General features: G+C 60.2%; 22 protein-coding genes. 6 read left to right on the forward strand and 16 right to left on the reverse strand.

The window, feature by feature from the left end; translation table 11 throughout:
• The first annotated feature begins 82 nt into the window (after positions 1-82).
• On the forward strand, positions 83-1,069 hold the full coding sequence (denD, locus tag HGP16_RS12465) for a D-erythronate dehydrogenase (RefSeq protein WP_168840318.1): 987 nt from the start codon (positions 83-85) through the stop codon (positions 1,067-1,069).
• A complete protein-coding gene (locus HGP16_RS12470) occupies positions 1,066-1,836 on the forward strand; it encodes an SDR family oxidoreductase (protein WP_168840319.1) in 771 nt (256 codons plus the stop codon). The genes denD and HGP16_RS12470 overlap by 4 nt, the downstream gene beginning before the upstream one ends.
• 168 nt (positions 1,837-2,004) lie before the next feature.
• On the opposite strand, the gene HGP16_RS12475 is transcribed toward HGP16_RS12470, so the two are convergent.
• From HGP16_RS12475 to HGP16_RS12485, 3 genes are all read right to left on the reverse strand, one after another.
• A complete protein-coding gene (locus HGP16_RS12475; RefSeq protein WP_168840320.1) occupies positions 2,005-2,967 on the reverse strand; it encodes a S1C family serine protease in 963 nt (320 codons plus the stop codon).
• Positions 2,968-3,131: 164 nt separating this feature from the next.
• The gene (locus HGP16_RS12480) at positions 3,132-4,715 is read right to left on the reverse strand and encodes a diguanylate cyclase domain-containing protein (protein WP_205926533.1); all 1,584 of its coding nucleotides are present in this window, start codon (positions 4,713-4,715) and stop codon (positions 3,132-3,134) included.
• Between the two features lie 330 nt (positions 4,716-5,045).
• Positions 5,046-5,552, reverse strand: a complete 507-nt coding sequence (locus HGP16_RS12485) for a hypothetical protein (protein WP_168840321.1) — start codon at positions 5,550-5,552, stop codon at positions 5,046-5,048.
• A gap of 281 nt (positions 5,553-5,833) precedes the next feature.
• Between HGP16_RS12485 and HGP16_RS12490 the strand changes: the two genes are divergently transcribed.
• Positions 5,834-6,466, forward strand: coding sequence for a lysozyme inhibitor LprI family protein (locus tag HGP16_RS12490; RefSeq protein WP_168840322.1), 633 nt, complete (start codon positions 5,834-5,836; stop codon positions 6,464-6,466).
• Positions 6,467-6,697: 231 nt separating this feature from the next.
• Complete coding sequence (locus tag HGP16_RS12495; RefSeq protein ID WP_168840323.1) at positions 6,698-7,918, forward strand: ROK family transcriptional regulator; 1,221 nt, start codon at positions 6,698-6,700, stop codon at positions 7,916-7,918.
• A gap of 84 nt (positions 7,919-8,002) precedes the next feature.
• Here HGP16_RS12495 and HGP16_RS12500 read toward each other — a convergent pair whose 3' ends face one another.
• From HGP16_RS12500 to HGP16_RS12535, 8 genes are all read right to left on the reverse strand, one after another.
• Complete coding sequence (locus HGP16_RS12500; protein WP_168840324.1) at positions 8,003-10,024, reverse strand: beta-N-acetylhexosaminidase; 2,022 nt, start codon at positions 10,022-10,024, stop codon at positions 8,003-8,005.
• A 28-nt stretch (positions 10,025-10,052) separates the two neighbouring features.
• Entirely contained in the window at positions 10,053-10,523 is a 471-nt protein-coding gene (locus HGP16_RS12505) for a GNAT family N-acetyltransferase (RefSeq protein WP_168840325.1), read from the reverse strand.
• Positions 10,524-10,536: 13 nt separating this feature from the next.
• Positions 10,537-11,463 carry an ABC transporter ATP-binding protein gene (locus tag HGP16_RS12510; RefSeq protein WP_168840326.1) on the reverse strand — a complete coding sequence of 309 codons (927 nt, stop codon included), beginning with the start codon at positions 11,461-11,463 and terminating at the stop codon, positions 10,537-10,539.
• Complete coding sequence (locus tag HGP16_RS12515) at positions 11,460-12,275, reverse strand: ABC transporter ATP-binding protein (RefSeq protein WP_168840327.1); 816 nt, start codon at positions 12,273-12,275, stop codon at positions 11,460-11,462. Before HGP16_RS12515 ends, HGP16_RS12510 begins: the two co-directional genes overlap by 4 nt.
• Positions 12,272-13,174, reverse strand: coding sequence for an ABC transporter permease (locus HGP16_RS12520; protein WP_168840328.1), 903 nt, complete (start codon positions 13,172-13,174; stop codon positions 12,272-12,274). Before HGP16_RS12520 ends, HGP16_RS12515 begins: the two co-directional genes overlap by 4 nt.
• A complete protein-coding gene (locus tag HGP16_RS12525; protein ID WP_168840329.1) occupies positions 13,171-14,154 on the reverse strand; it encodes an ABC transporter permease in 984 nt (327 codons plus the stop codon). Before HGP16_RS12525 ends, HGP16_RS12520 begins: the two co-directional genes overlap by 4 nt.
• Positions 14,155-14,176: 22 nt before the next feature.
• Complete coding sequence (locus HGP16_RS12530; protein WP_168840330.1) at positions 14,177-15,868, reverse strand: ABC transporter substrate-binding protein; 1,692 nt, start codon at positions 15,866-15,868, stop codon at positions 14,177-14,179.
• Positions 15,869-16,289: 421 nt separating this feature from the next.
• Positions 16,290-16,685, reverse strand: coding sequence for a RidA family protein (locus HGP16_RS12535; protein WP_168840331.1), 396 nt, complete (start codon positions 16,683-16,685; stop codon positions 16,290-16,292).
• Between the two features lie 399 nt (positions 16,686-17,084).
• Here HGP16_RS12535 and HGP16_RS12540 point away from each other — a divergent pair, with 399 nt between their 5' ends.
• Both HGP16_RS12540 and ligD read left to right on the forward strand, forming a co-directional pair.
• On the forward strand, positions 17,085-17,879 hold the full coding sequence (locus tag HGP16_RS12540; protein WP_168840332.1) for an SDR family NAD(P)-dependent oxidoreductase: 795 nt from the start codon (positions 17,085-17,087) through the stop codon (positions 17,877-17,879).
• A 150-nt stretch (positions 17,880-18,029) separates the two neighbouring features.
• A complete protein-coding gene (gene ligD, locus HGP16_RS12545; protein WP_168840333.1) occupies positions 18,030-18,917 on the forward strand; it encodes a non-homologous end-joining DNA ligase in 888 nt (295 codons plus the stop codon).
• Positions 18,918-18,919: 2 nt separating this feature from the next.
• Here ligD and HGP16_RS12550 read toward each other — a convergent pair whose 3' ends face one another.
• The 5 genes from HGP16_RS12550 to HGP16_RS12570 all read right to left on the reverse strand — a co-directional run bounded on the left by HGP16_RS12550 (position 18,920) and on the right by HGP16_RS12570 (position 21,583).
• Positions 18,920-19,486, reverse strand: coding sequence for an isoprenylcysteine carboxylmethyltransferase family protein (locus HGP16_RS12550; RefSeq protein ID WP_168840334.1), 567 nt, complete (start codon positions 19,484-19,486; stop codon positions 18,920-18,922).
• 3 nt (positions 19,487-19,489) lie between these two features.
• Positions 19,490-20,227, reverse strand: a complete 738-nt coding sequence (locus HGP16_RS12555) for a glutathione S-transferase (RefSeq protein WP_168840335.1) — start codon at positions 20,225-20,227, stop codon at positions 19,490-19,492.
• Positions 20,228-20,416: 189 nt separating this feature from the next.
• The gene (locus HGP16_RS12560) at positions 20,417-20,731 is read right to left on the reverse strand and encodes a plasmid stabilization protein (protein ID WP_168840336.1); all 315 of its coding nucleotides are present in this window, start codon (positions 20,729-20,731) and stop codon (positions 20,417-20,419) included.
• A 39-nt stretch (positions 20,732-20,770) separates the two neighbouring features.
• Positions 20,771-20,962 carry a hypothetical protein gene (locus tag HGP16_RS12565; protein WP_205926546.1) on the reverse strand — a complete coding sequence of 64 codons (192 nt, stop codon included), beginning with the start codon at positions 20,960-20,962 and terminating at the stop codon, positions 20,771-20,773.
• A gap of 288 nt (positions 20,963-21,250) precedes the next feature.
• Positions 21,251-21,583: a DUF2934 domain-containing protein gene (locus HGP16_RS12570; RefSeq protein ID WP_409526831.1), complete on the reverse strand. Its 333-nt coding sequence runs from the start codon at positions 21,581-21,583 to the stop codon at positions 21,251-21,253.
• Positions 21,584-21,808 lie beyond the last annotated feature (225 nt).

Genomic DNA, 21,808 nt, shown 5'->3' on the forward strand with positions numbered 1-21,808 from the left:
TCCGGATGCCCGGCGGTCGTCGAATACATTCACGCGGGAATTATCTCGCACTCTGATCAGCCTATTGGGAGGAAAAGCCGATATGCATGTTTTGATCTTGGGCGCTGCGGGCATGGTCGGCCGCAAGCTTGTCAACCGTATTGCCGCCGAGCCGAAGGTTCTGGGCAAGACCATCGATCGCCTGACGCTGGTCGATGCCTTCCAACCGCCGGTGCCGGAGGCGCTTGCATCCGTATCCAAGGCTCTGACGATCGATCTTGCGACAGCAGGCGTTGCAGACAGGCTCATCGAAGATCGGCCGGATATGATCTTCCATCTTGCCGCCATCGTCTCCGGCGAAGCCGAGGCCGATTTCGACAGGGGCTACAGGGTCAATCTCGACGGCACCCGTGCACTGTTCGAAGCCATTCGCCAGCAGAGCCTGAAATCCACCTATATCCCGCGCGTTATCTTCGCCTCTTCCATCGCCGTGTTCGGAACCCCGTTCCCCGACGTCATCGGCGACGAATTCCTGACCGCGCCGCTAACGAGCTACGGCACCCAGAAAGCGATTGCGGAACTTCTGCTCGCCGACTATTCGCGTCGCGGCATTTTCGACGGCATCGGCATCCGGCTGCCGACCATCTGCGTTCGGCCAGGCGCCCCGAACAAGGCGGCGTCCGGCTTCTTTTCGAACATCCTGCGCGAGCCGCTTGTCGGCAGGCAAGCCATTCTGCCTGTCAGCGACACGGTGCGGCATTGGTTTGCAAGCCCGCGCTCGGCTGTCGGCTTCTTCGTGCATGCCGCAACGCTCGACACAGTGAAAGTCGGGCCACGGCGCAATCTCACCATGCCAGGGCTTTCGGCGCTCGTTTCCGATGAGATCGACGCCCTGCGCCGTGTCGGCGGCGACAAGGCGGTTGCGCTCATCCGCCGCGAACCCGATCCGGTGATCGAGCGGATCGTCTCCGGCTGGGCGACCCAATTCGACGCCCGGCGCGCGAGCGATCTCGGCTTCAAGGCCGAACAGAATTTTGACGAGATCCTGCGGGTGCATATCGAAGACGAACTGGACGGGAGGGTCGTATGACGGAGATGTCGTCGCAGAACGCAATCGCTTTGGTGACCGGCGGCGGTACGGGTATCGGCCGCGCCATCGCCAAGGCGCTCGGTTCGGCGGGCTTCAAGGTCGTCATCTCGGGACGTCGCGCTGACGTTCTCGAAAAAGCCGCCCGCGAACTCACCGAGGAAACGGGGGCGGAATTTCTTGCGGTTGCGGCCGATGTCAGCGACCCCAGCTCGGTCCGCAGCCTCTTCGATGTCATTGCCGGCCGCTATGGCCGCCTCGACCTTCTGGTCAACAATGCCGGCATGGGCCTGCCGGCCGTGCCGATGGAGGAGCTGAGTTTCGAGCAATGGAACGCCATTCTCGGTGCGAACCTGACCGGTGCATTCCTCTGCACGCAGCAGGCCTTCCGGCTGATGAAAGCCCAGGTGCCGCAAGGCGGCCGCATCATCAACAACGGCTCGATCTCGGCCACGACGCCGCGACCGCATTCCGCACCCTATACGGCCACCAAGCACGCAATCACCGGCCTGACGAAATCGACCGCCCTCGATGGCCGTCCGTTCGACATCGCCTGCGGGCAGATCGATATCGGCAATGCCGCCACCGACATGACGGCGAGGATGAGTGCCGGCGTGTTGCAGGCGAATGGCGAGACCGCAGCCGAACCGACGATCTCGGCAGAGCATGTCGCACGCGCAGTGGTCTACATGGCAACGCTGCCGCTCGACGCCAACGTTCTCTCCATGACCGTCATGGCAACGAAGATGCCGCTTGTCGGCAGGGGGTGACAAACAATCGGCAGCGCCGAGGTACGACGCTGCCGATAATCTGATATCGCGTATCGGCTAGAGGCGGATGATTTTAGGTCTGTTCGACCTAAAATCATCCGCCTCTAGAATCAAAGAAGTAGAGCGTGATGTCGTCCGAAAACCGCCTACACTTTTCGGCATCACGCTCTAGATGGCCGGTCGGGCGGAAGGCTTTACCTGCCTTCGCTCGATCAGGCCGCCGACGCTGAAGATCAACACCTCGATCTCCGTGCCGATCTTGTCGCCATCGAGCAGCCGGACGACGACGTCTATGCCGGATACGGCCTGTCCATCGATGGCAAGCAGGTAGTCACCCTCCTGCAACCCGCCTTTCTCGGCCGGACTATCCTTCTCGACACGGCGCAGACGTACGGCCGTCGAATGCGTGACGCCGGCCTCCAGCGCGATGCGCCGATGCAGCTCAACCGTATCGGCGGCGATGCCGATATAGGCGCGCCTGACATGGCCGAAGCGCAGGATCTCGGATACCACATGCTTGGCCGTGTTGGAGGCGACCGAAAAGGCAATGCTCTGCGCACCCTGGATGACGGCGGTATTGACGCCGATCACCTCGCCGGCGGACGAGACGAGCGGGCCGCCGGAATTGCCGGGATTGAGGGCGGCATCCGTCTGGATAATATCTTCCATCAGGCGCCCGCTGGCTGCACGCATCGACCGGCCAAGTGCCGAGACGATACCGGCGGTAACAGTCCATTCGAAGCCAAGCGGATTGCCGATGGCAATTGCGATGTGACCGCGCTTCAGCGATTTGGAATCCCCGAGCTTCGCCCAATTGCCGGACCAGTCATTGGCGCGGATCAATGCAAGGTCGGTATCCGGATCGCGCCCGAGCACCCTTCCCTCGACGGTTGCCCCTTCCGGGGTCTTGATGCGCACGGCCTTTGCGTCGTCGACGACATGATTGTTGGTGACGACAAGGCCGTCCGGCGAGATGGCGAAGCCGGAACCATGGCCAGCGCGGCCGCCCAACCGCTCGATCCGGCTGACGGCCGGCCCGACCAGATCGACTGCACCCGACACCGATTGAGAATAGGCATCCGGCAGCCCGGCATCGGATGACGGCTGGATGTCGCGATCAATAAAGCCCATGAAAACTCCTCCGACGCGGACGCGTCGCAACGAGGACCGGCAGCAGCTGTTAAAAAAGCAGGAGGCTGTCAGTTCGACAGATTGAAACAGTGGCTACTGAAATGAGGACACATCACGCCAAGTTCAAGAGCCGCGCGTACCAGGTGTGTTTCTGAACCGCGCCCTTATCTCATGCGCCCTGAAACGGTCTGTTGACGATGGCCGTTGCTCGCCGTCCGCCAGGTATTCCGGCCATTGGCTTTGGCACGGTAGAGAGCGCGGTCCGCCTCCTGAATCAGGGCCTCTCCGTCCTCGCCATTCTCCGGCGTCGCCGAAACGCCGATGCTGATACCGATATCGACCGTCGCACCCTCGATGCGAAACGAGGATTTGAAGGCAGCAATACACCCCTTCGCCACATCGGCGATATCGCCCACTTCCCCAGTCATCAGGATGGCAAACTCATCGCCGCCCAAGCGCGCGACCATATGGCCTCTGGCTGCACCGCGCAGCCGCTCGGCCACCATCTTGAGAACCTCGTCTCCCGCGGCATGCCCGAAAGTATCATTGACCGGCTTGAACCCATCGAGATCAAGGCAGAAAACAGCGACGCCCTTTCCTTTGTTCATCTTCAAGGCTTCATCGAGGGCCTTGTAGAAACACATCCGGTTCGGCAATCCGGTCAGCATGTCGTGCCGTGCCAGGCGATTGGCTTCGGCCTCCGCGAGAATACGATCGCTGACATCGGCGATGGTCAGCAGGAGACGGCGTTCCAGACCTTCATGGAGTAGCCGAACATAAACGAGCACATGGCGTTCCGTTCCATCGGCCACTCTCTGCCGCCAGACCGTTCTCGCCTCGCAATCGCCTTCAAGTTCGAGAAGCCCATCTGCAAAGCCCTCCGCCTCGCTCTCCACATGCATGTCGCATGCCCGCCAGGAGAGCAGCGTCGCTTTCGCGAAGCCATAGAAGTCGATCGCCGCGCGGTTGACCTGGAGGATTCTGAGACTGCTGCCGTCGCAAAGAAGCATCGGCATCGGATTGGCGTCGAAAAGCTGGCGCAACCGCTCTTCGCGCTGTTTCAACTCGCTGATGTCTATCCGCATGCCGATGGCGCCGCCGTCAGGCGTGCGCCGATCATCATGCCGAAGCCATCGCCCGTCTTGAAGCTGCTGCTCCTCCTGTGAAACCGGCTGGCGGAACTTTCGCATGCGCTGTTTCAGCCACATATCCTTGTCTTCGACGACCTCGGGCATGCGGCCGCTGGCAAGGCTGATCTTCAAAATATCTTCGAAGGCGATACCGGGTTTCAGGTGATCGGCAACATCCGGATAAAGCTCCGCGTATTTCTCGTTCCACAGAACGTAGCGATCGCTCGCATCGAAGACGCAGACCGCTTCCGGCAGCATTTCGATCACATATCGAAGGCGCAGATTGGCCTCTCTCGCCGCCACCGCGGCATGACGGTCTTCGTTCTCCGGCTCGATAAGAACCGCCGTCAGCACCTCGGACGCCGAAGGCCAGGTCATGACGCTGATCCGGCAATCCCGCCTTTGGCCGGTGGCTGTGACGATCAATGGCTGCGAGGCTGCGGCGGGCAGCGGCCAATCCGGTATCAAATCGGAAACGGCCGGATTGCGAGGCGCGCCTGAAAGGGCAAAGAGCTCCCGGGCTTCCGCATTGGCGAAGACAATCGTGCCGACGGCGTCGAGCACAAGTGCCGCCATCGGACACGCTTCCAGGAATGCGACGATTTCCGCGTCCAGCATCTTCTCCCAGTGGGCCGTCAAATTTATCCCCAGGCCCGGTTATAATACTGGATGGTAAAGGAATGCCGTAGATCGTGGCAAGAAGCATATATAGCTAAAATTTGGCGACCATCTGCGCGATCGTCATTTCCTGAGTGGAACGAGCCGATAGGATCGGCGCTATCCGCCGGCTATCGAAATCAGTCCCTGTTTTCCTTCAGCGGACGAGCAAGTTCGCGCTCCTGCATCTCGATGGCCTGCGTGATGAACCGCAGCACCACCTGCTTTTCCACCTTCCCCGCATGCGGAGCAGCAATCAGCCGATGCCTCCGCCGGCACGGAACCGCGGAATTATTTTCGTGGCCAGGCCAGCCTGCTCCAATTCGCGATGTAGAATACCACCGCGATGAACATTCCGGATCCGATCAGGTCGAGCCGATGGTGGCCGAAAAGGAAAAGCCCGAGAAGAGCCAGTCCGATCGCGGATACGATGAGGAAAAGAGACGGGATCACGCTTGTGATGCGCGTTCCCGCCTCGCCTTCGGCCTCGATGCCCTCACCCGTGACGTGGCCGCTGGAGCCGGGCGATCTGCTGCCGAGCCTGACGGTGACCCGCCCTCTCCTTGCGCCGATCCTGCCTCTGGTTTTCTTCCCCGACGTCAAAAGTACGAGCATCATCGATATGACCATGCTGCCGAATGCCCAGGAAAAAACCGCACATGCCGCCATGGCGGTTGCGTTCGCATAAGTCTGGTAGAGGTGGACTGCCAAAGTCCCCATCCCAGTGGTGATGGCAAGAAACACGGAGCCGACGATCAGGAATGTGATCCTGCCGGATACTTGTGTTTCGCCGTCCATGCGACCTCCCATCGATCTCATACGTTCAGATCGTCAAAACTAGAGCGTGATGCCGAAAAGTGTAGGCAGTTTTCGGACGACATCACGCTCTAGTTCCTTGATTCTAGAGCGGATTCAGATTTTAGGTCGAGCAGACCTAAAATCATCCGGCTCTAGGAGGATACTTCCGATCTTCAAACGCGGGCGCAATATATGTCGAGTTTGCCACAGACGCCGGCAGGACCTTTACGAAGTCGCGCCGAGGCATAGTTAGCTGAAGTCTCGGAGAATGGAGGTATCCCATGAGGATTTCGAGATCCGCCTCGGCGATGGTCATCGCCATTCTATTTGCACTGCCTGTCGAAGCCGCCGGCATCGATTGCGCCAAGCCTGCCTCGACAAGCGATCATATGATTTGCCAGGACAAATCACTCCTTGCGCGGGATAAGATGGTAAGGGATCTCTATGCTGCTGCATTGAAGCAGGACGGTGCAGACAAGATCCGCGAACGGCAACGGCGCTGGATTACGAAGGTGCAGTCCTGCGGCGATACGGCTTGCATCCGGCAGGCCTATGACGACCAGATCGGTTCCCTCCTCACGACCAAGGGTGGACGAAGCGCGGCGACGGATTTCCAGTCGAACAGCAAGGACGGCAACGAGGGTCACCTTTCGATTTTCGGACCGGTCGACGGCCTTATCGCCGTTTCGCTCGCCTCTACCTTTGTCGGCCCGGGCGGCGCCGAAGCCGGCGATGTCAATGCCGATGGCATGGACGGTGTCGTTCCGCTGGTAAAGGAACACACCCAGCTTTCCAGAGACGCATGCAAGATCGGTCTCGATCGCCTCGATCCAAAGACCTGGCGCGTGTCACAGACTGGTGTCTGCGATCTTGCCGCCGGCGTGACCTTGCAGGGGACCTACCGCAAACAATGAGATGATCTGGTTCGCGGGCAGGCATTGCAATCCCTGCCCGCGGTAATGTGCAACAGGCAGCACAGGCGCCAGGCAGAAACGCGCGGCCACTTGAAGAGCTCGACAAAAGGATGGAAAATACCATCTGGGGTCAACGTCGGACAAAGCGGCCATTTCCCCGTCACGCCAACGGCAGCTCGTGACAAGCAACAACGCCAACCGAACGCCGATACAGAAAATCCCCACCCCCTCATGAAGACAATTTCAGGCACGAATCTCGAACAGGCCAAATCGCATAACCGGCGTGTCGTGATCGAGGCCATCCGCACCAACGGACCGATGTCACGCGCAGCCATTGCCCGCATGACGGCACTGACCACACAGACGGTTTCGAACATCGTGGAGGAACTGGCGCGCTCGCATCTGCTGATTCCCATGGAAGCGCAGAGGATCGCTCGCGGCCAGCCGATTATTCCCTATACCATCAATCCGACCGGTGCTTACTCCATCGGCCTCGAGCTCGGCCGCCAGCGTGCCGCCGGCGTGCTGACGGATCTATCGGGTACGGTCTGCGCCCGCATCGAGCGCCATGTCGACAGGCCCGGGCCGACCGAGGCGATGCCGGTCCTCGCCGCCATCGTTCAAGATCTGCAGCAGGCCTTTTCCTTCCACCGGGAGCGGCTGCTCGGCGCCGGAATCGCCCTGCCGGGACGCTATGCCGATGGCGGCGTGACGTCGCTCAGCCCGCTCAACCTGCCCGGCTGGCAGGATTTTCCGGTTGCCCTCGAGCTGGGACGGCTCATCGATCTGCCCGTGCTCGTCGAAAACGATGCTACGGCCGCGGCGATCGGCGAGCGGCTCTATGGCGTTGCGCGCGGCCTTGGGAGTTTCGTCTATCTATTCCTGGCGGGTGATGGCGGCATCGGCGCCGGCATGTTTTTGGACGGTCATCTCTATAAGGGCAGCCGCGCCAATGCCGGCGAAATCGGCCACATCATCGTCGAGCCGCATGGTAGGCTTTGCACCTGCGGCAAGCGCGGCTGTCTTGATCGCTATATCTCGCCATCCGTCGCCTATGAATGTCTCGGCATAGACGATGCACAGGAGCTCTCGCCTGACGATCTCGATGCGATGATCGCAGCCAATAATCATGGCCTGGAGATCTGGCTGGAACAGGCTGTGCAGCCGCTTCGCCAAACGATCGATTTTCTCGAACTTGCCTTCGATCCGCAGACGATCGTGCTTGGCGGCAGCGCGCCGACATCGCTGATGACGCGGCTTGCCGAGCGCGTGGAGCCGCTGCATGTTCCGGTGAACCCAGCGGAAAAGCGGACCATACCCCGCCTGATGATCGGCGCCACCGGCAAAGATACCGCCATCCTCGGTGCCGCAGCCTTGCCCATCTTCTCGGAAACCAATCCGCAGTTCGACGTCTTGCAGAAACCGCTGACGCATCGCGCAGTGATGGGTTGAACAAGCCAGGCGGATTTAGCCGCTATCGGCGGTCGGCAGGCGCGGCCGACAAGGCCCCGCCTGCACCATTCATGTATCAAGCCTTCAAAATTGATAAAAGCCGTAGAGCAGCGGCATCGTACCGGCCAGCGCCTTGAACCGTTCCCAAGATTTGGCCGAGGGCTTTGTCCAGCCCGTTTCCGCCAGCGCCGAGAGCCGCGGGAAGACCAAACGGTCGAAAACCGCGCGATCGGTCATCGGTTCGGACCAGATACAGGCCTGGATGCCGCGAAGCTTTTCCTTCTGCGCATCCGTCCAGCCGCCGACCGGATCGAAGGTGTAGATTTTCTCCGCGTCGGAATAGCCGGCCCAGCTGCCGCCCGGCTCGTCCCAATCGGGGCGCATCGCCATATCGAGGTAATAGACCTGGCCCGGGCAGACGACGATCTCATATCCGCGTCCCGCAAGCTCGGCCGCGACTTCGACGTTGCGCCAGCTGCAGAGATAGCTTTTGTCCTTGTCGATCCTGTCGCCATGGGCTGCTTCTTCCCAGCCGCCGGTCACGCAACCCTTCGAGGCGAGAAACGCCTGGATGCGCTCCAGGAATTCGGCCTGCAGGACGGCAGCACCCGAGCCGTGAATATCGTCGGCACCATGCGTATTGGTGATGACGTTCAGGCGCTTGGCATGCGCATCCGCAATCTCCTCGCCGGCAAGCTCGCGCAGACGCGCGAGCGCCTCCGACGAACCGGACCAGGCGCCAAGCGGCACCTCGTCGGCACCGATATGGATCGTCTTGAACGGGAAGAGCTCGATCAATTCGGAGAGGATGGTCTCGATGACCTCATAGGTCTTCTCGCGGGCCGGGTTGATGCAGTTGTCCGGGAAGCCCTGAACCGAATAATAGCTGCCGACCTCGTTCGGATCGCGAAGCTTGGGGATTGCCTGCAGCATTGCATAGCAATGGCCGGGCATATCGATCTCGGGCAGGATCTCGATGCCGAAGCCCTTGGCGTAAGCGACAATCTCGCGCACGGCCGCCTTCGTGTAATAACCGCCGGTGCGGGCCGGGCTGGAGCCCAGAAGCGGCGGCAAGGGCAAGCCGTGGCCGCGCCATGCGCCGATCTCCGTCAACGCCGGATAGGCGTCGATCTCTACGCGCCAGGATTCATCGTCCGACAGGTGCCAATGGAAGCGGTTGAGCTTGTTCCAGGCAAGTACCGCCATCAGCTTCTTGATTTCAGCCGAGCCGTAGAACTGGCGCGACACATCGAGATGCAGGCCGCGCCAACCCATCGAGGGCTCGTCGACGATCTCGCCGCCGGCCGGGAAATGGAAGGCCTGCGGATACAGACGCGCGCCGCGCCAGATCTGGCCGATGGTCACGAGGCCATAGACGAAGCCAGTCTGGGCGCTCGCCTCGACGGTGATCGCCTGCGGCGAGAAGGTCAGTTTATAGGCCTCCGCCCCGAGGCCTTCGACGGGCCGCAGCTCCACCGGCACGGCGCCTTCGGCTTCCGAACGCACGAGCCCCTCGGCTGCGAAGAGATGCTCGACCAAAGCGGTGAAGCTTTCAGCCGCCGCTTGTGCTTCCGGCGTATTCGCCTTCAGCGCAAAGCCTGCCGGCAGCGGGCGGCGAGAGGCGACGGCAACGCGGTTCGGCCAGGGAATGATCGACAGCGGCACCGGGGGATTGGCCGGAACGGGATAGATTTCAGCACCACGCTTCAACGGCGCGTTGCTCGACGACGTGCGCGTCGGTTCAGCTGCGAGCGATACGGCGGTTCCATCCGGCAATGCGAGATAGGCGCTGGTGGCGCCATCGGTCCAGTGGCGGAACGGCCAGCTCAACGCATGGACCGTGATGGTCCATGTCTCGCCGCCAGCCAGCACGAAGCCTTCGGACGGCTGGAATTCGGTAAAGTTGGAAAGGCGCTTGGTGACCGTCGCGCCTTCGACGATGCCGGCCGGATCGACGCGGCCGGGACCGCTGACGCAGAGCGAGAAGCCCGAAAGCGGTTCCGACGACAGGTTCTTCAGCCGCAGCACATAGGAAAATTCCTTGCCATCGGCTGGCGCGTTCCAGGTTGTTTCAAGCCGCAGAGCCAGGGATCGCGGTGTGGACATGGGCACTCTCTCTTCCTGAAGGGATCGTTCAAAGCTTGAGCATGCCGGCATAGATGCCGGGTGCGGAATTGCGGATCTGTATTGCGCCGACGGTCTTCTCGTAGAATTCCGATGGGCCGACATCGCCGATGACAGTGTAGGCGTAGCCCATGGCCTTCTGGTCGTTGAGGCAGGCAAAGAGCAGCGCCCGGCCGATGCCGAGACCGCGAACGCTTTCGTCGACGCCGGTCGGACCGAAGAAGCCCCGCGCCGTCGCCTCGTGGCAGGCAAAACCGACAAGCTCTCGATTACGCGTGGCGATGAAGCATGTCGGCGGCTGGCGCGTCATCGCCACCGTCGTCTCGCTTGCCCATCCCTCGCTGAAATGGTCAGCCACCCAGCTCGTGATCAGCCGCATCTCCGGCGGCAGAGCGCGCCGGATGGTGACATCAGCCTTCGCCATGCGCTCCGGCGATTGCGTGTCGACCGGCAGGGTCGATAGATTGACCAGGTAATCCAAGGCGAAAATCCTTCTAGTTCGATGCGACGAGCGCACGCATGAAATGATTGGGGCCGACCTCTTCGACCACCGTCGAGACCGGCCGGCTGAGCGAGCGGATCTTCTCAGCCTGCTCGAGAAAGCGAGCGCTGCCGCCGGTCACGAACCTGCGTCCGCCGTCCGGCACCGCCGAAAGCAGAAGCTGCGTATAGGGATGCTTCGGGCTGGCGAGGACGGCATTGGTCTCGCCCCACTCGACCATCTGGCCGGCAAACATCACCACGATCTCTTCCGCGACATGGGCGGCGGTCGCGATATCATGGGTAATGTAGAGCATGGCGAGATCGTTTTCCCGCTTCACCCGCGCCAGCAGGTCGAGGATGTCCTTGCGGATGGACACGTCGAGCATCGAGGTCGGCTCGTCCGCCACCAGCACGCTCGGAGAAACCGCCAGGGCGCGGGCAATATTAACGCGCTGGCGCTGGCCGCCGGAAAGCTCATGCGGAAACTTCTGGCGCGTCACCGAAGGATCGAGACCGACGCTCTCCAGCAGCTTCGATATATCGTCGTCCCGTTCGGCCTTCGGCTTGTCCGCACCGTGCAACTGCAGCGGTCTTGCAATGTGATGATTGATCGTGAAGGCCGGGTTGAGCGACGAGAAAGGGTCCTGGAAGACCATCTGGACGTCCTTGCGGTACATCCGCTCGTCCTTGCTCACTCCTCGCGCCGTACGGTCCTGTCTGCGGAAGAGAAGCCTCCCGGCTGTCGGCTTGTCGAGCCGGGCGATGATGCGGGCACACGTGGTCTTGCCGCAGCCGGATTCCCCGACCAATGCCAGCGCCTTTCCTGCAAACAGCGAGAAAGAAACGCTATTCAATGCATGCACCGAGCCGAAATGACGCTGGACATCATCGAGCCGGATGACGGGTTCTGCAGTCACGGCCTGTATTTGCGGTTTCATGCGAAAACTCCGGAAGGGTGAGCGCTGGCCGGAAGCTGCGGAATAGCGTTCCAGAGCTTGCGCGTATAGTCATGAACGGGGGACCGGCTGACCTGAGCGACATCGCCGACCTCAACCAGTTCGCCCTTCAGCATGACGCCGATGCGGTGGCAAAGCTGCGCCATCAGATGCAGGTCATGGGTGATGAAAAGCACTGAGAAGCCATAGGTCTGCTGCAGGTCCAGAACCTGTTCCAGGATCTCGCGCTGAACGACGACATCGAGCGCCGTCGTCGGTTCGTCCATGATGATGAGTTCGGGACGCAGCGCCAGGCAAATGGCGATGACGATGCGCTGGCGCATGCCGCCGGAAAACTGGTGCGGGTAGTCGCTGACGCGATGCGGAGGAATTCCCACCAGCTTGAACATCTCCTCGGCACGGGCACGCGATTCCTGGCGCGAGCATCCGGTATGGCGATGCAGGACATCGTGGAACTGCGCCTCCACCCGCATCAGCGGATTGAGCGAGTTCATGGCGCTCTGGAACACCATGCCGATGCGCTTCCAGCGGATCTTCTGCAGATCGCGCTCCGGCATCTTGAGCAGATCCTGGCCATCGAGCCGAATGCTTCCGCCGCTGATCCAGGCCGGCGCCTTCGATAGCCGCGTGATCGCATAGGCGATCGTGCTCTTGCCGCAGCCGGATTCGCCGGCAAGACCGAAGATCTCGCCGCGGCCGATGTTGAAGGACACGTCCTTCACGGCACGGAAATCGCCCTTGTCGACCAGATAGTCGATATCGAGATGTTCGATCTCAAGCAGATTGTCGCTCATTGGCCTGACCTCATCGTGCGATTGCGGGCGCGCGTCAGGCGGAACCAACGGGTCAAGGCCGGGCCGGAACGCAATTGCGGATTGGCGATTTCGTCGAAGGTGAAGTTGATCAGCGCCAGACCGAGCCCGGTCAGCGCGATGCCGATGGCCGGCACGCCGATATCCCACCAGGCGCCGACCATGATAGCCGAGGCATTCTGCGCATTGTAGAGCATGGTGCCCCACGTGACCTTCAGCGGATCGCCGAAGCCGAGATATTCGAGTGTCGTCTGAGCAACGATCGCGTAGATGATGCTGCCGACCAGATTGATGCCGATGAGCGGCGTCAGGTTCGGCAGGATCTCGACGAAGATGATGCGCCAGGCCGGCTCGCCGATCATCTTGGCGGCAGTGACGAAATCGCGGTTGCGCAGCGCCATCGTCTGCGAACGCGTCATGCGCGCACCCCATGGCCAGGACGTCAATGCAATGATGGTCATGATCGTCACGGGACCAACCGTGCCCGCAAAGGACGCGAGCAGGATGAGGAGCGGCATGTTGGGTATGACCAGCACGGCGTTGGTGGCAAGATCGAGCGCGGCGTCCGTCTTGCCGCCGGTATAGCCGGCAATCAGACCGATGGCCGTGCCGAGCACCGTAATGGCGATACCCGTCGCGAAACCGACGGAAAGCGAGCTTCTCGCCCCCCAGACGAATTGGCGATAGACGTCACGGCCCATCTTTGTGGTGCCGAAGACATGTTCGACGGAAGGCGGCTGATGCGACCGGCCGACGCGGGCGCCGGGTTCGCCCGGCGCGATGACCGGCGCGAAGATCGCCATCAGGCACAGCGCAGCAACGATGACGAAACCGACAAGCGCTTTTTTCTGGCTGAAAATGGATCGCAGCGAAAAGCTCATCGTCCTGTCTCCCTCAATCGCGGATCGACGAGACCGTAGATGATATCGACGAGGAAATTGGCGCCGAGCGTTGCGAGCGTCATCAGCAGCAACTGCCCCTGGATGACGGGATAGTCACGCGCCACGCTGGCGGTAAACAGCGTCAGGCCAAGGCCCGGATAGTTGAAGACGATCTCGGTGACGATGGAGCCGCCGAAAACGGCACCGAGCATCAGCGCCAGGTTGGTCAGCACGGGTAACAGGGCGTTGCGGGCGCCATAGCCGAACATGACGGCGAGGTTGCTCAGCCCCTTGGCCCGCCCCATCGTCACGTAATCCTCTCCGAGCACGACGATCATCGACGAGCGCATCGTCGTCTGGAATTCACCGATGAGGAATGGAGACAAGGTCAGAACCGGCAGGATCGCGTGCATGAACACACTGCCGAAGAAGGTGAAATTGAAGCCCGGATCGAGATTGGGATCGTAGGCATATCCAACAGGGAACCAGCGCAGCGACACCGCAAAGACAAACAGGGTGGTGAGCGCTACGATAACGGGCGGTATAGAGAACAGGATGACGGCAAAGGGCGATACGATTGTGTCGAACCGCCCGCCGCGCCTCCAGGCCGCGATGGCGCCGAGCACGACGCCGATGCACAGAGAAACGATGATCGCTGTAACGACCAGGAAGAGGGTCCACAGCGTGGCCCGGCTCAGCACCTGGACCACCGTCTGCGGATAATATTTCACCGAAACGCCAAGGTCGAGCGTTGCGAGGCCTTTGAGATAGTCGACGAACTGCATCATGATCGGCTGATCGATCTCGCCAAAACGGGCCTTGATCGCCTCAACGGCCGCGGGTGTCGCCCGCGGCCCAAGCTGAGCCACCATGGCGTCGACGGGACTCCCCGGCATAAGCCGGGGAAGAATGAAGTTGACGACGATCGCGAAGGCCAGGGCCACCGCATAGACGCCGAGGCGCCGGCTTGAAACACGCATCTCTGCTTCCTTCGCTTTGGTCTTATTGGACCGGCTTCAGACGCAGCAGATGCATGAGACGCATGCGGTTGTTGTCGTGGTTTTCCGGGTTCATCACCGGATCCTTGTCCGTGACCCAGCCGGTGAAACGCTTGCTCGAATACTGGTACCAGGTCGGGCCGTTGAAGACGGGGACGACCGGGAATTGGTCGGCGATCAGAACCTGAATATCGTTGAAGATCTTCTTGTGATCGCCATCGGAAGACGACTTCAGATATTGATCGAAGAGCCCGTCGAGCTTCGGGTTGGAGTAGCGTGACGCGGCGACGGTGAGCTTGCCGGCATAGGCCGTCGACAGGCTCTGATAATAGCCCTGGAACGGCGTGGCGCTGTCGGCGCGCGAGTTCATGACGACATCGAAGCTGCCGTCGAGGAGCTGCTTGCGCCACTGCTCATATTCGGGCGTGGCGACGGAGGCATTGATGCCGGCAGCGCGCAGTCCTTCGACGGCGATCTGCACGGCGTCGATCCAGTCGGTCCAGCCGTTCGGTACGATGATCGGGAAGGTGATCGGTTTGCCGCTCGGCGTCGTGCGGAAGCCGTCGGCACCCTTCTTATAGCCGGCATCGTCGAGGATCTTGTTCGCCTTGTCAGTGTCGAACCCCATGAAGGCATCCTTGTCGCCTTCGGCCGCCTTGTTGCGCCAGGATTCGAAGCGCGGCGGCAGGCCGCTGGCATGCAGGTTGACGACCGGATAGCCGAAGCCGGCAATATCGACCATCGACTTGCGGTCCATCGCCAGGCTGAAGGCATGGCGGAAGTTGAGATCCTTGAAAGCCTCGAAATTACCTGCATTCGCCGACTTGAAATTCATCTCGAAGGCAACGGTTTCCGCCGGCGGCTGCCAGTAGCCGTTGTGCTGCGGATCGAGCGCAACGAAGGTCTTGTCGATCTGCGGCAGGAACGAGCCGATCCAATCGACGGTGCCCTCCGGCAGCAGCGCCAGCATCTGATCGTTGCCCGAGATCTGCGGCAGACGCAGGCAATCGACGTGCAGCGACGCCGCATCCCAATAATTCGGATTGCGGCACTGCTCGTAGACCTGCGGCGTAAAGCGGCGAACCTCGGTCATCGGACCGGACCCGACCGGCTTCTCGTTCTTGAAAGCGACCGGATCGGCCACGTCCTTCCAGATATGCTCCGGTACGACGGCGAGATCGGCCAGGGATTCGGGGAATTCGGAATTTACCGCCTTGAGGGTGATCTTCACCTGCGTCGGCGAAGGCGCCTCGACGGAAGCAACCGTTTGGCCAACGCCAACGGTATCGACGGCGGGGTTCTTCAGCATCAGGTCGATCGTGTATTTCACGTCGGCCGAGGTCAGCGGCTGGCCGTCCGACCACTTCACGCCGGGACGGAGATCATAGGTAATCGACATCAGATCGTCGGAGAACTTGTAGTTCGTCGCCAAACGCCAGACCGATTTGCCGCCGCCATTGGCGTTGAAGATGACCAGCGGCTCATAGATGAAATCCATCGTGCTCTGGCGGCGTCCGGCCAGATCGAACGGATTGAAGTTGCTGACCCAGCTCGTCTGTTCCTCGATATGCATCGTCAGCACGGATTCGGCTGCCGAGGCGAGGCCGGAACCGAACGCCAGCGAGGCGCCGAGTGCCGCCGCTGTCCAAGACGTCCGGCAGAAGAGATTGCGCAGTATGCTTTTCCTCATTCCCATTTGTCGTTCCCTCTCGTTGTTTTCGAGTAGTCAATCAAATTGATTTAATCGTGAGTTTTGAGACTCGTCAATCGCTGATTGGAAATCAACAGGCGGATTGGGGCGTCAAAAGACGTTACCGCCGATAAGGCGGCGATCTCGATCAATTGGGGTTTAGGGAAATCGGCGGGGTTCGACGCTGGCCGTCTGCAACGGAGGGGCGAACAGGGCATTGATGCCACATGCCGATGACGGTGCCGCAAAGCAGCGTCATCGGCGATGAAAACGCCGCCTCGACACCGGCCGCATGGAGAGCCGACATCGAAAGCGTGAAGGTTAGGCGCGGCGGAAATCTATCATGGAACGGCCGTCATTGCGGCATTCGCGGATATGCGATGCAGCCGCAGCGCCATTGCGATCGAGATCGCAAAGCAATTTCCGCTCAGTCGAGCGGCTTATAGGCTACGACGTCCATCTCGACCTTGACATCCACCATCATCGGCGACTGGACGGTCGAGCGCGCTGGCGGGTGATCGATAAAATGCTTCTCGAACACCGCGTTGAAGCTCGAGAAATCGCGGGCATCGTCCAGCCAGACATTGACCTTGACGACATGTTCGAGCGTGCAATCGGCAAGGGCAAGAACATCCTTGATGTTGGCGATAACCTGCTCGGTCTGCGTCACGACATTGCCGACGACGATTTCACCGTTGATGGTCGGCACCTGGCCCGAGACATAGACGAAATCGCCAGCACGGACGGCCTTGGCGAAGGGACGGCGCTGGCCGCCGGCCTGATTGTCGGCAACATCGAAACGGATCAACGTGTTCTTGCTCATGATATTTTCGGTCTCTCTCTGTTGTCGAAGCCGCAGCCGCCATCGCCTCATCATCGTGAGGAGCGGCCGACTCCCTTGGCATCTTCATTATCCGCCGTGGTGCTGCCACACCAGATCGTTTCGTGCCGTTCAGCGGCTATTCCCGGGGCGATCCAAGTCTCGCTCACCTAAAACATGAAGTTCATCACTTCTGGAAATTAGAGTTATTTCAAATTGTTATGGTGGGAAGCTCCAATGCCTCATGGGTCCAATGATGAGGGCCGGCAAACCGGAGACGCGATCCAAGGAGCATATCGCGTCCTTTTGTCTGCCCGCCCCGCGATTGCCTTTCCGCCCTTGCGACTGATAAGACAGAGCATATTTCGTCATATGATTGACTGACATTCAGGAGGAGTTGTCATGGCAGAACTCGCGCAATTGCTTGCGTCCATCCGCATCCCCGATCTGGCCGAAAAACGGGTGTTGATCACCGGTGCTTCAACCGGCATCGGCGCTGCAGTCGCATTGGCCTTTGCCGCACAGGGCATGAAGGTCGGCCTTCATTTCAATGCCAGCCGCGAACCGGCCGAAAAGCTGGCGGCTGAAATCAAGGCGAGCGGCGGGACGGTCCATCTGATCCAGGGTGATGTTTCGCAAGATGGCGAGACCGAACGCGTCGTCAGGGATGCGGCCGAAGCGCTGGGCGGCCTCGATGGTCTGGTCAACAATGCCGGCGGCATGCTGGGACGACTTCCGACCGCCGATATGACGGATGAGCATTATGACCGGGTGATGAACCTCAACGCCCGCTCCGTGCTCGCCGCAACCCGCGTGGCCTATCCCTATTTGAAGCGACAGGGCGGCTTCGTGATCAACACGACCTCGATCGCCGCGCGCAATGGCGGCGGCAACGGCGCGATCCTTTACGCGGCCTCCAAGGGGTTCGTCTCGACGATCACCCACGGCCACGCCAAGGAATTCGTCAACGACAAGATCCGCGTCAATGCAGTCGCACCGGGCGTGATCGCAACGCCCTTCCACGAGCGCTATACCAACGACGAACAGATGGAAATTCAGCGCAAGACGATCCCCATGGGCTTCGTCGGCACGCCGGAGGATTGTGTCGGCGCCTATCTGTTCCTCGCCTCCACAACGCTGTCCGGCTACATCACCGGCCAAGTCGTCGAGGTCAATGGCGGCCAGCTCATGCCGTGACAATGGCAGCCGATCGACTTTGAGCGTCGCGCTAAAATCAAATACCGAGAGCATGATGTCGCCCGAAAACAGCTTACACTTTTCGGCATCATGCTCTAATCTTGCCCGGCGCGACCACCTTCCCGTCGCAGAAAATGGAGCGCATGCGAGATGGCAAAGACGCCCATTCAGGACGGCATCAAGACCTCGGTCGAACTGACGCATCCGGAGCGGGTCTATTGGCCCGACGACGAGGTCAGCAAGCAGGATCTCCTTAATTACTACGCGCTGGCCTGGCGGCGCATGGCCCCTTTCGTCGTTGATCGCCCTCTGGCGCTGGTGCGCTGCCCTGACGGTATCGACGGGCCACGATTCTTCCAGAAACATGCCTGGAAAGGCATCAATCCGCATATCGAGGAGATTGCCGATCCCGAAGACAAGGACGCGGCAAAGCTTCTGAAGATCGAAGATTTCGACGGCCTGGCTGCTCTCGTTCAATCGGCGGCACTTGAAATACACCCCTGGGGCACGACCACCGGCCATTGGGAAAAACCCGACATGATCATCATGGATCTCGATCCGGGCGAGGATGTCGCGTGGGGCAAGGTCACCATGGCGGCAAAGGAAATAAGGGAGCGCTTTTCCGCTCAGGGATTGACGTCGTTCGTCAAGACCTCAGGCGGCAAGGGCCTGCATGTCCTCGCGTCCCTCAAGCCGCAGGCAAACTGGCAGCAGGTCAAGGAAGCGGCCGAGACGATGGCACATGCGATGAGCGCCGATAGCCCGGATGCATATTTGTCCGTCGCCAGCAAGGCGAAGCGAACCGGACATATCTTCGTCGATTATCTGCGTAACGGCCGCGGCAATACCGCCGTTGCGCCCTATTCGACGCGTGCAAGAAAAGGGGCGGCGGTTTCGATGCCGATCGGCTGGGAGGAGTTGGACGGCAAGATCGGTCCGGCTTCTTTCACCGTTGGCAACGCAGCCTCACGTTTGAGCCAATCGAACACCGACCCCTGGGCCGACTTTTTCACAGCAGCATCGCCGCTCAAAATCTGACGCTACATGAGAAACGGGATCAGTGCCGGCGTACTGGCCTTGTAATCGGCGTAAGCCGAACCGAAAGTCTCGCTCATCCAGCTTTCCTCGATCTGCATTCGGCGCAGCACGGCATAAAGCACCGCGACGATCGCAAAGGCAGCGGCAATATCGCCGCGTGCGATTGCCGAGCCGACAATGGCGAGCATCAGACCGGAATAGATCGGATGGCGGACAAGCGCATAGGGGCCGGAACGGATGAGCGCGTGATCCTCCTTCAGCGTAATCACGCCGCTCCAGTTGCGACCGATGTGGTAACGAGCCCATATAGCGAAGAGGAGGCCAGCGACCGTCAAAGCCGCACCGATCGCATAGAATGTCAGGTCCTGCGGGATGATGCGAAACCGTAAAGGCCCCAGCCACGAAGGATTGGCCGCCAGAAGGAAAGCGCCGATCCAGATCGGCGCGGTATTGCCGAGCCGCGACAACGGGTCTTCCTGCCGCACGGTTTTCTTGGCGCCGAAGGACGCAAAGAGCCAGATCAGCAGCCAAATGATCCAGCACGCGGGAATGAATTGATAGAGGAGCATTGCTTACGCCACATCTTTATCCAGCTCCGGATAATGCCGGAAAATGCCGTCCTCATTGAAGGGGATGCGGCGATCGGATTGAAGATAGCGAGCAATGTTGGGCAGTTTCGTGACAGCGGCATGCAGCGCCGCCAAATGCGGATAGCGGTGGCCGAGACGGGCGGTCGCGCGCGGGAAAGCATAGTGCAATCCCTCATAAATCTGGAACAGCGAGAGATCGACATAAGTCAGGCTGTTGCCGAAGATATGGCTCGGCCCAGCCGGATTTTGCTGCAGCACACGCTCGAAATATCCGAGGAATTTCGGAATACGATTGTCGATGAATTCGGCGGCGCGAGCCTTAGCCTCTTGCTTCTGATCTTCGTAATATTTCGAAACGGCGATGGGATGATGCGTATCATGGACCTCGGCGACGAGATCGGTGATCGTCAATTGCAGGCCATTCAACACGTGGCGCTGTTCTTCGTCCTTTGGCGCAAGGCCAAGTTTCGGACCGAGATACATCAGGATATTCGCCACATGAGGAATGATGACGTCGCCTTCCTTGAGAAACGGCGGCGCAAACGGAAGGTTAGGCCCTTCCCCATTTTCCATGATCGCCAGCATGGCCGGCATTCCCTGCCCCTTGCCGGCCGGGCCACGGCAGATATCGACATAGTGGGCACCGCCCTGCTCCAGTGCCAGCCGGACGAATTCGCCACGTCCCTGGATGCCGTCCCAATAGTAGAGTTCATAAGACATTCGACTTTCCCTCCCGAGAATTGAAGACGGCGACTAGCGACGATCGGCGTAAAGCGCTGGTTAGCCTCACGCAGAAATCTAGCGTCGCCGTCTCGAAGCGGAAGGGGCGTTGACGATCGCGACCAGACAAAATGACGTTACATCACCGGCCTGACACGCCAACCATAGAATACATCCCTCACGCGCCGCCTATGAATGAGCTCGATGTTCATGACGTTTACGCGTCGCGGCCGCCTTCTTTGCGGAAGCCGAGCGCTCGGACGCTGGCCGTTTTGCGGCGGCGCGTCCGCCGATCTTGCCACCCTTCTCGGAAGATTCATGCCTTTCCGGGTGGCCGCGGCCCGAGCCGGATTTTTTGCCGCCGCCGCTTTCCTTGTTTACGGTCGCCCAGGCGCGCCGTTCGGCTTCTCCATGGGAAACGCCGCGGTCTTCATAGCCTTCCTCGATATGCTCGGCCTTGCGTTTCTGCTTGTCGCTATAGGCGGATTTGTCTCCTCGTGGCATGGTCTTTCTCCTCGCTATGGAAGAAAGACCAACACGCCGTCACGGAAAAGGTTCCGATACCTGGCCGGGAGAGTTGCGATTGGCCGATAGCGGCCGCAAGCGTCGATCACGCTGCGGCCTCACACGACGCTTGGCTGAAGCCGGGAAAAACATACCGACGGAACGATCGATAATCAGGATGAGGACCAACGCCGCCAGAAGATAGATCGCCGCAAGCACGAGAAGGGACATCACGTCATCACCTCCACGCTGCCGACAAAATGCAAAAGACAGCGCGCCGCGACGATCGTCGTGACAGTCATTTGCAGGTCATCAATGTGGCTGCGGCTCATTGCGTGGCTCCCTTCTCACTCAATAGCACCGGTGTGTGACAACTATTTCGCGATCGGGACCTAAATTACCGAAATTATTGCGAATATTTCTCCCGCCGCAGCTCAAAAAAGAGAGGCGGCTCGATGTCTCCCATCGAACTGCCCCGTCTCCGCTCTAAACTCGTCTCCGCTCTAAAACTGGCGCGTCCTACGCCTTTGCGGCTTTCTTCGATACCTTCTTTACCGCCGGTTTGGCGATCACCTCTGCGGCGGCCACGGTGACCGCCGGCTTACGTTTGGTCTTGAGTTTGGCCTCGCCTGCAACGGCCATCGTGACACTTTTATCGAGTGCGATGCGCTCACCGCTCGCCCGTTCCCAGTGCTCGACATCGCGCCCGAAGGGATGACCCTCCTCTTCCCAAATGGCATATGCGCGCTTCTTGATCCATTCGTCCCGAGATTCCAACATCTGCTGTTCTCCGTTCGCATCATTGAACATGGTTTGATGAACAATGCCCGTTCTTGAAACGCGGGCTTTCACGCCTCCCCCGAGCAGCCAAGACGCCATGACTTTAAAATGCCAGGGCTCGTTTTCTTCGGTCTCGGCTCTCGAACCGCAGTGGCGCTTCAAACAAGAAACAAGGTTACCGTTGGGGGACGGTAGCGAAGCGGCCGAAGCACCCTAAGTATGAAGGCGGCAACAACGGTCTTCAATTAAAAATATCTAATAGGATGAGTTTTCGCACCGATATCAACGACATGTCCG

Source organism: Rhizobium sp. P40RR-XXII (genome assembly GCF_012641405.1).
In the GTDB taxonomy this organism is placed as follows: Bacteria; Pseudomonadota; Alphaproteobacteria; order Rhizobiales; family Rhizobiaceae; genus Rhizobium.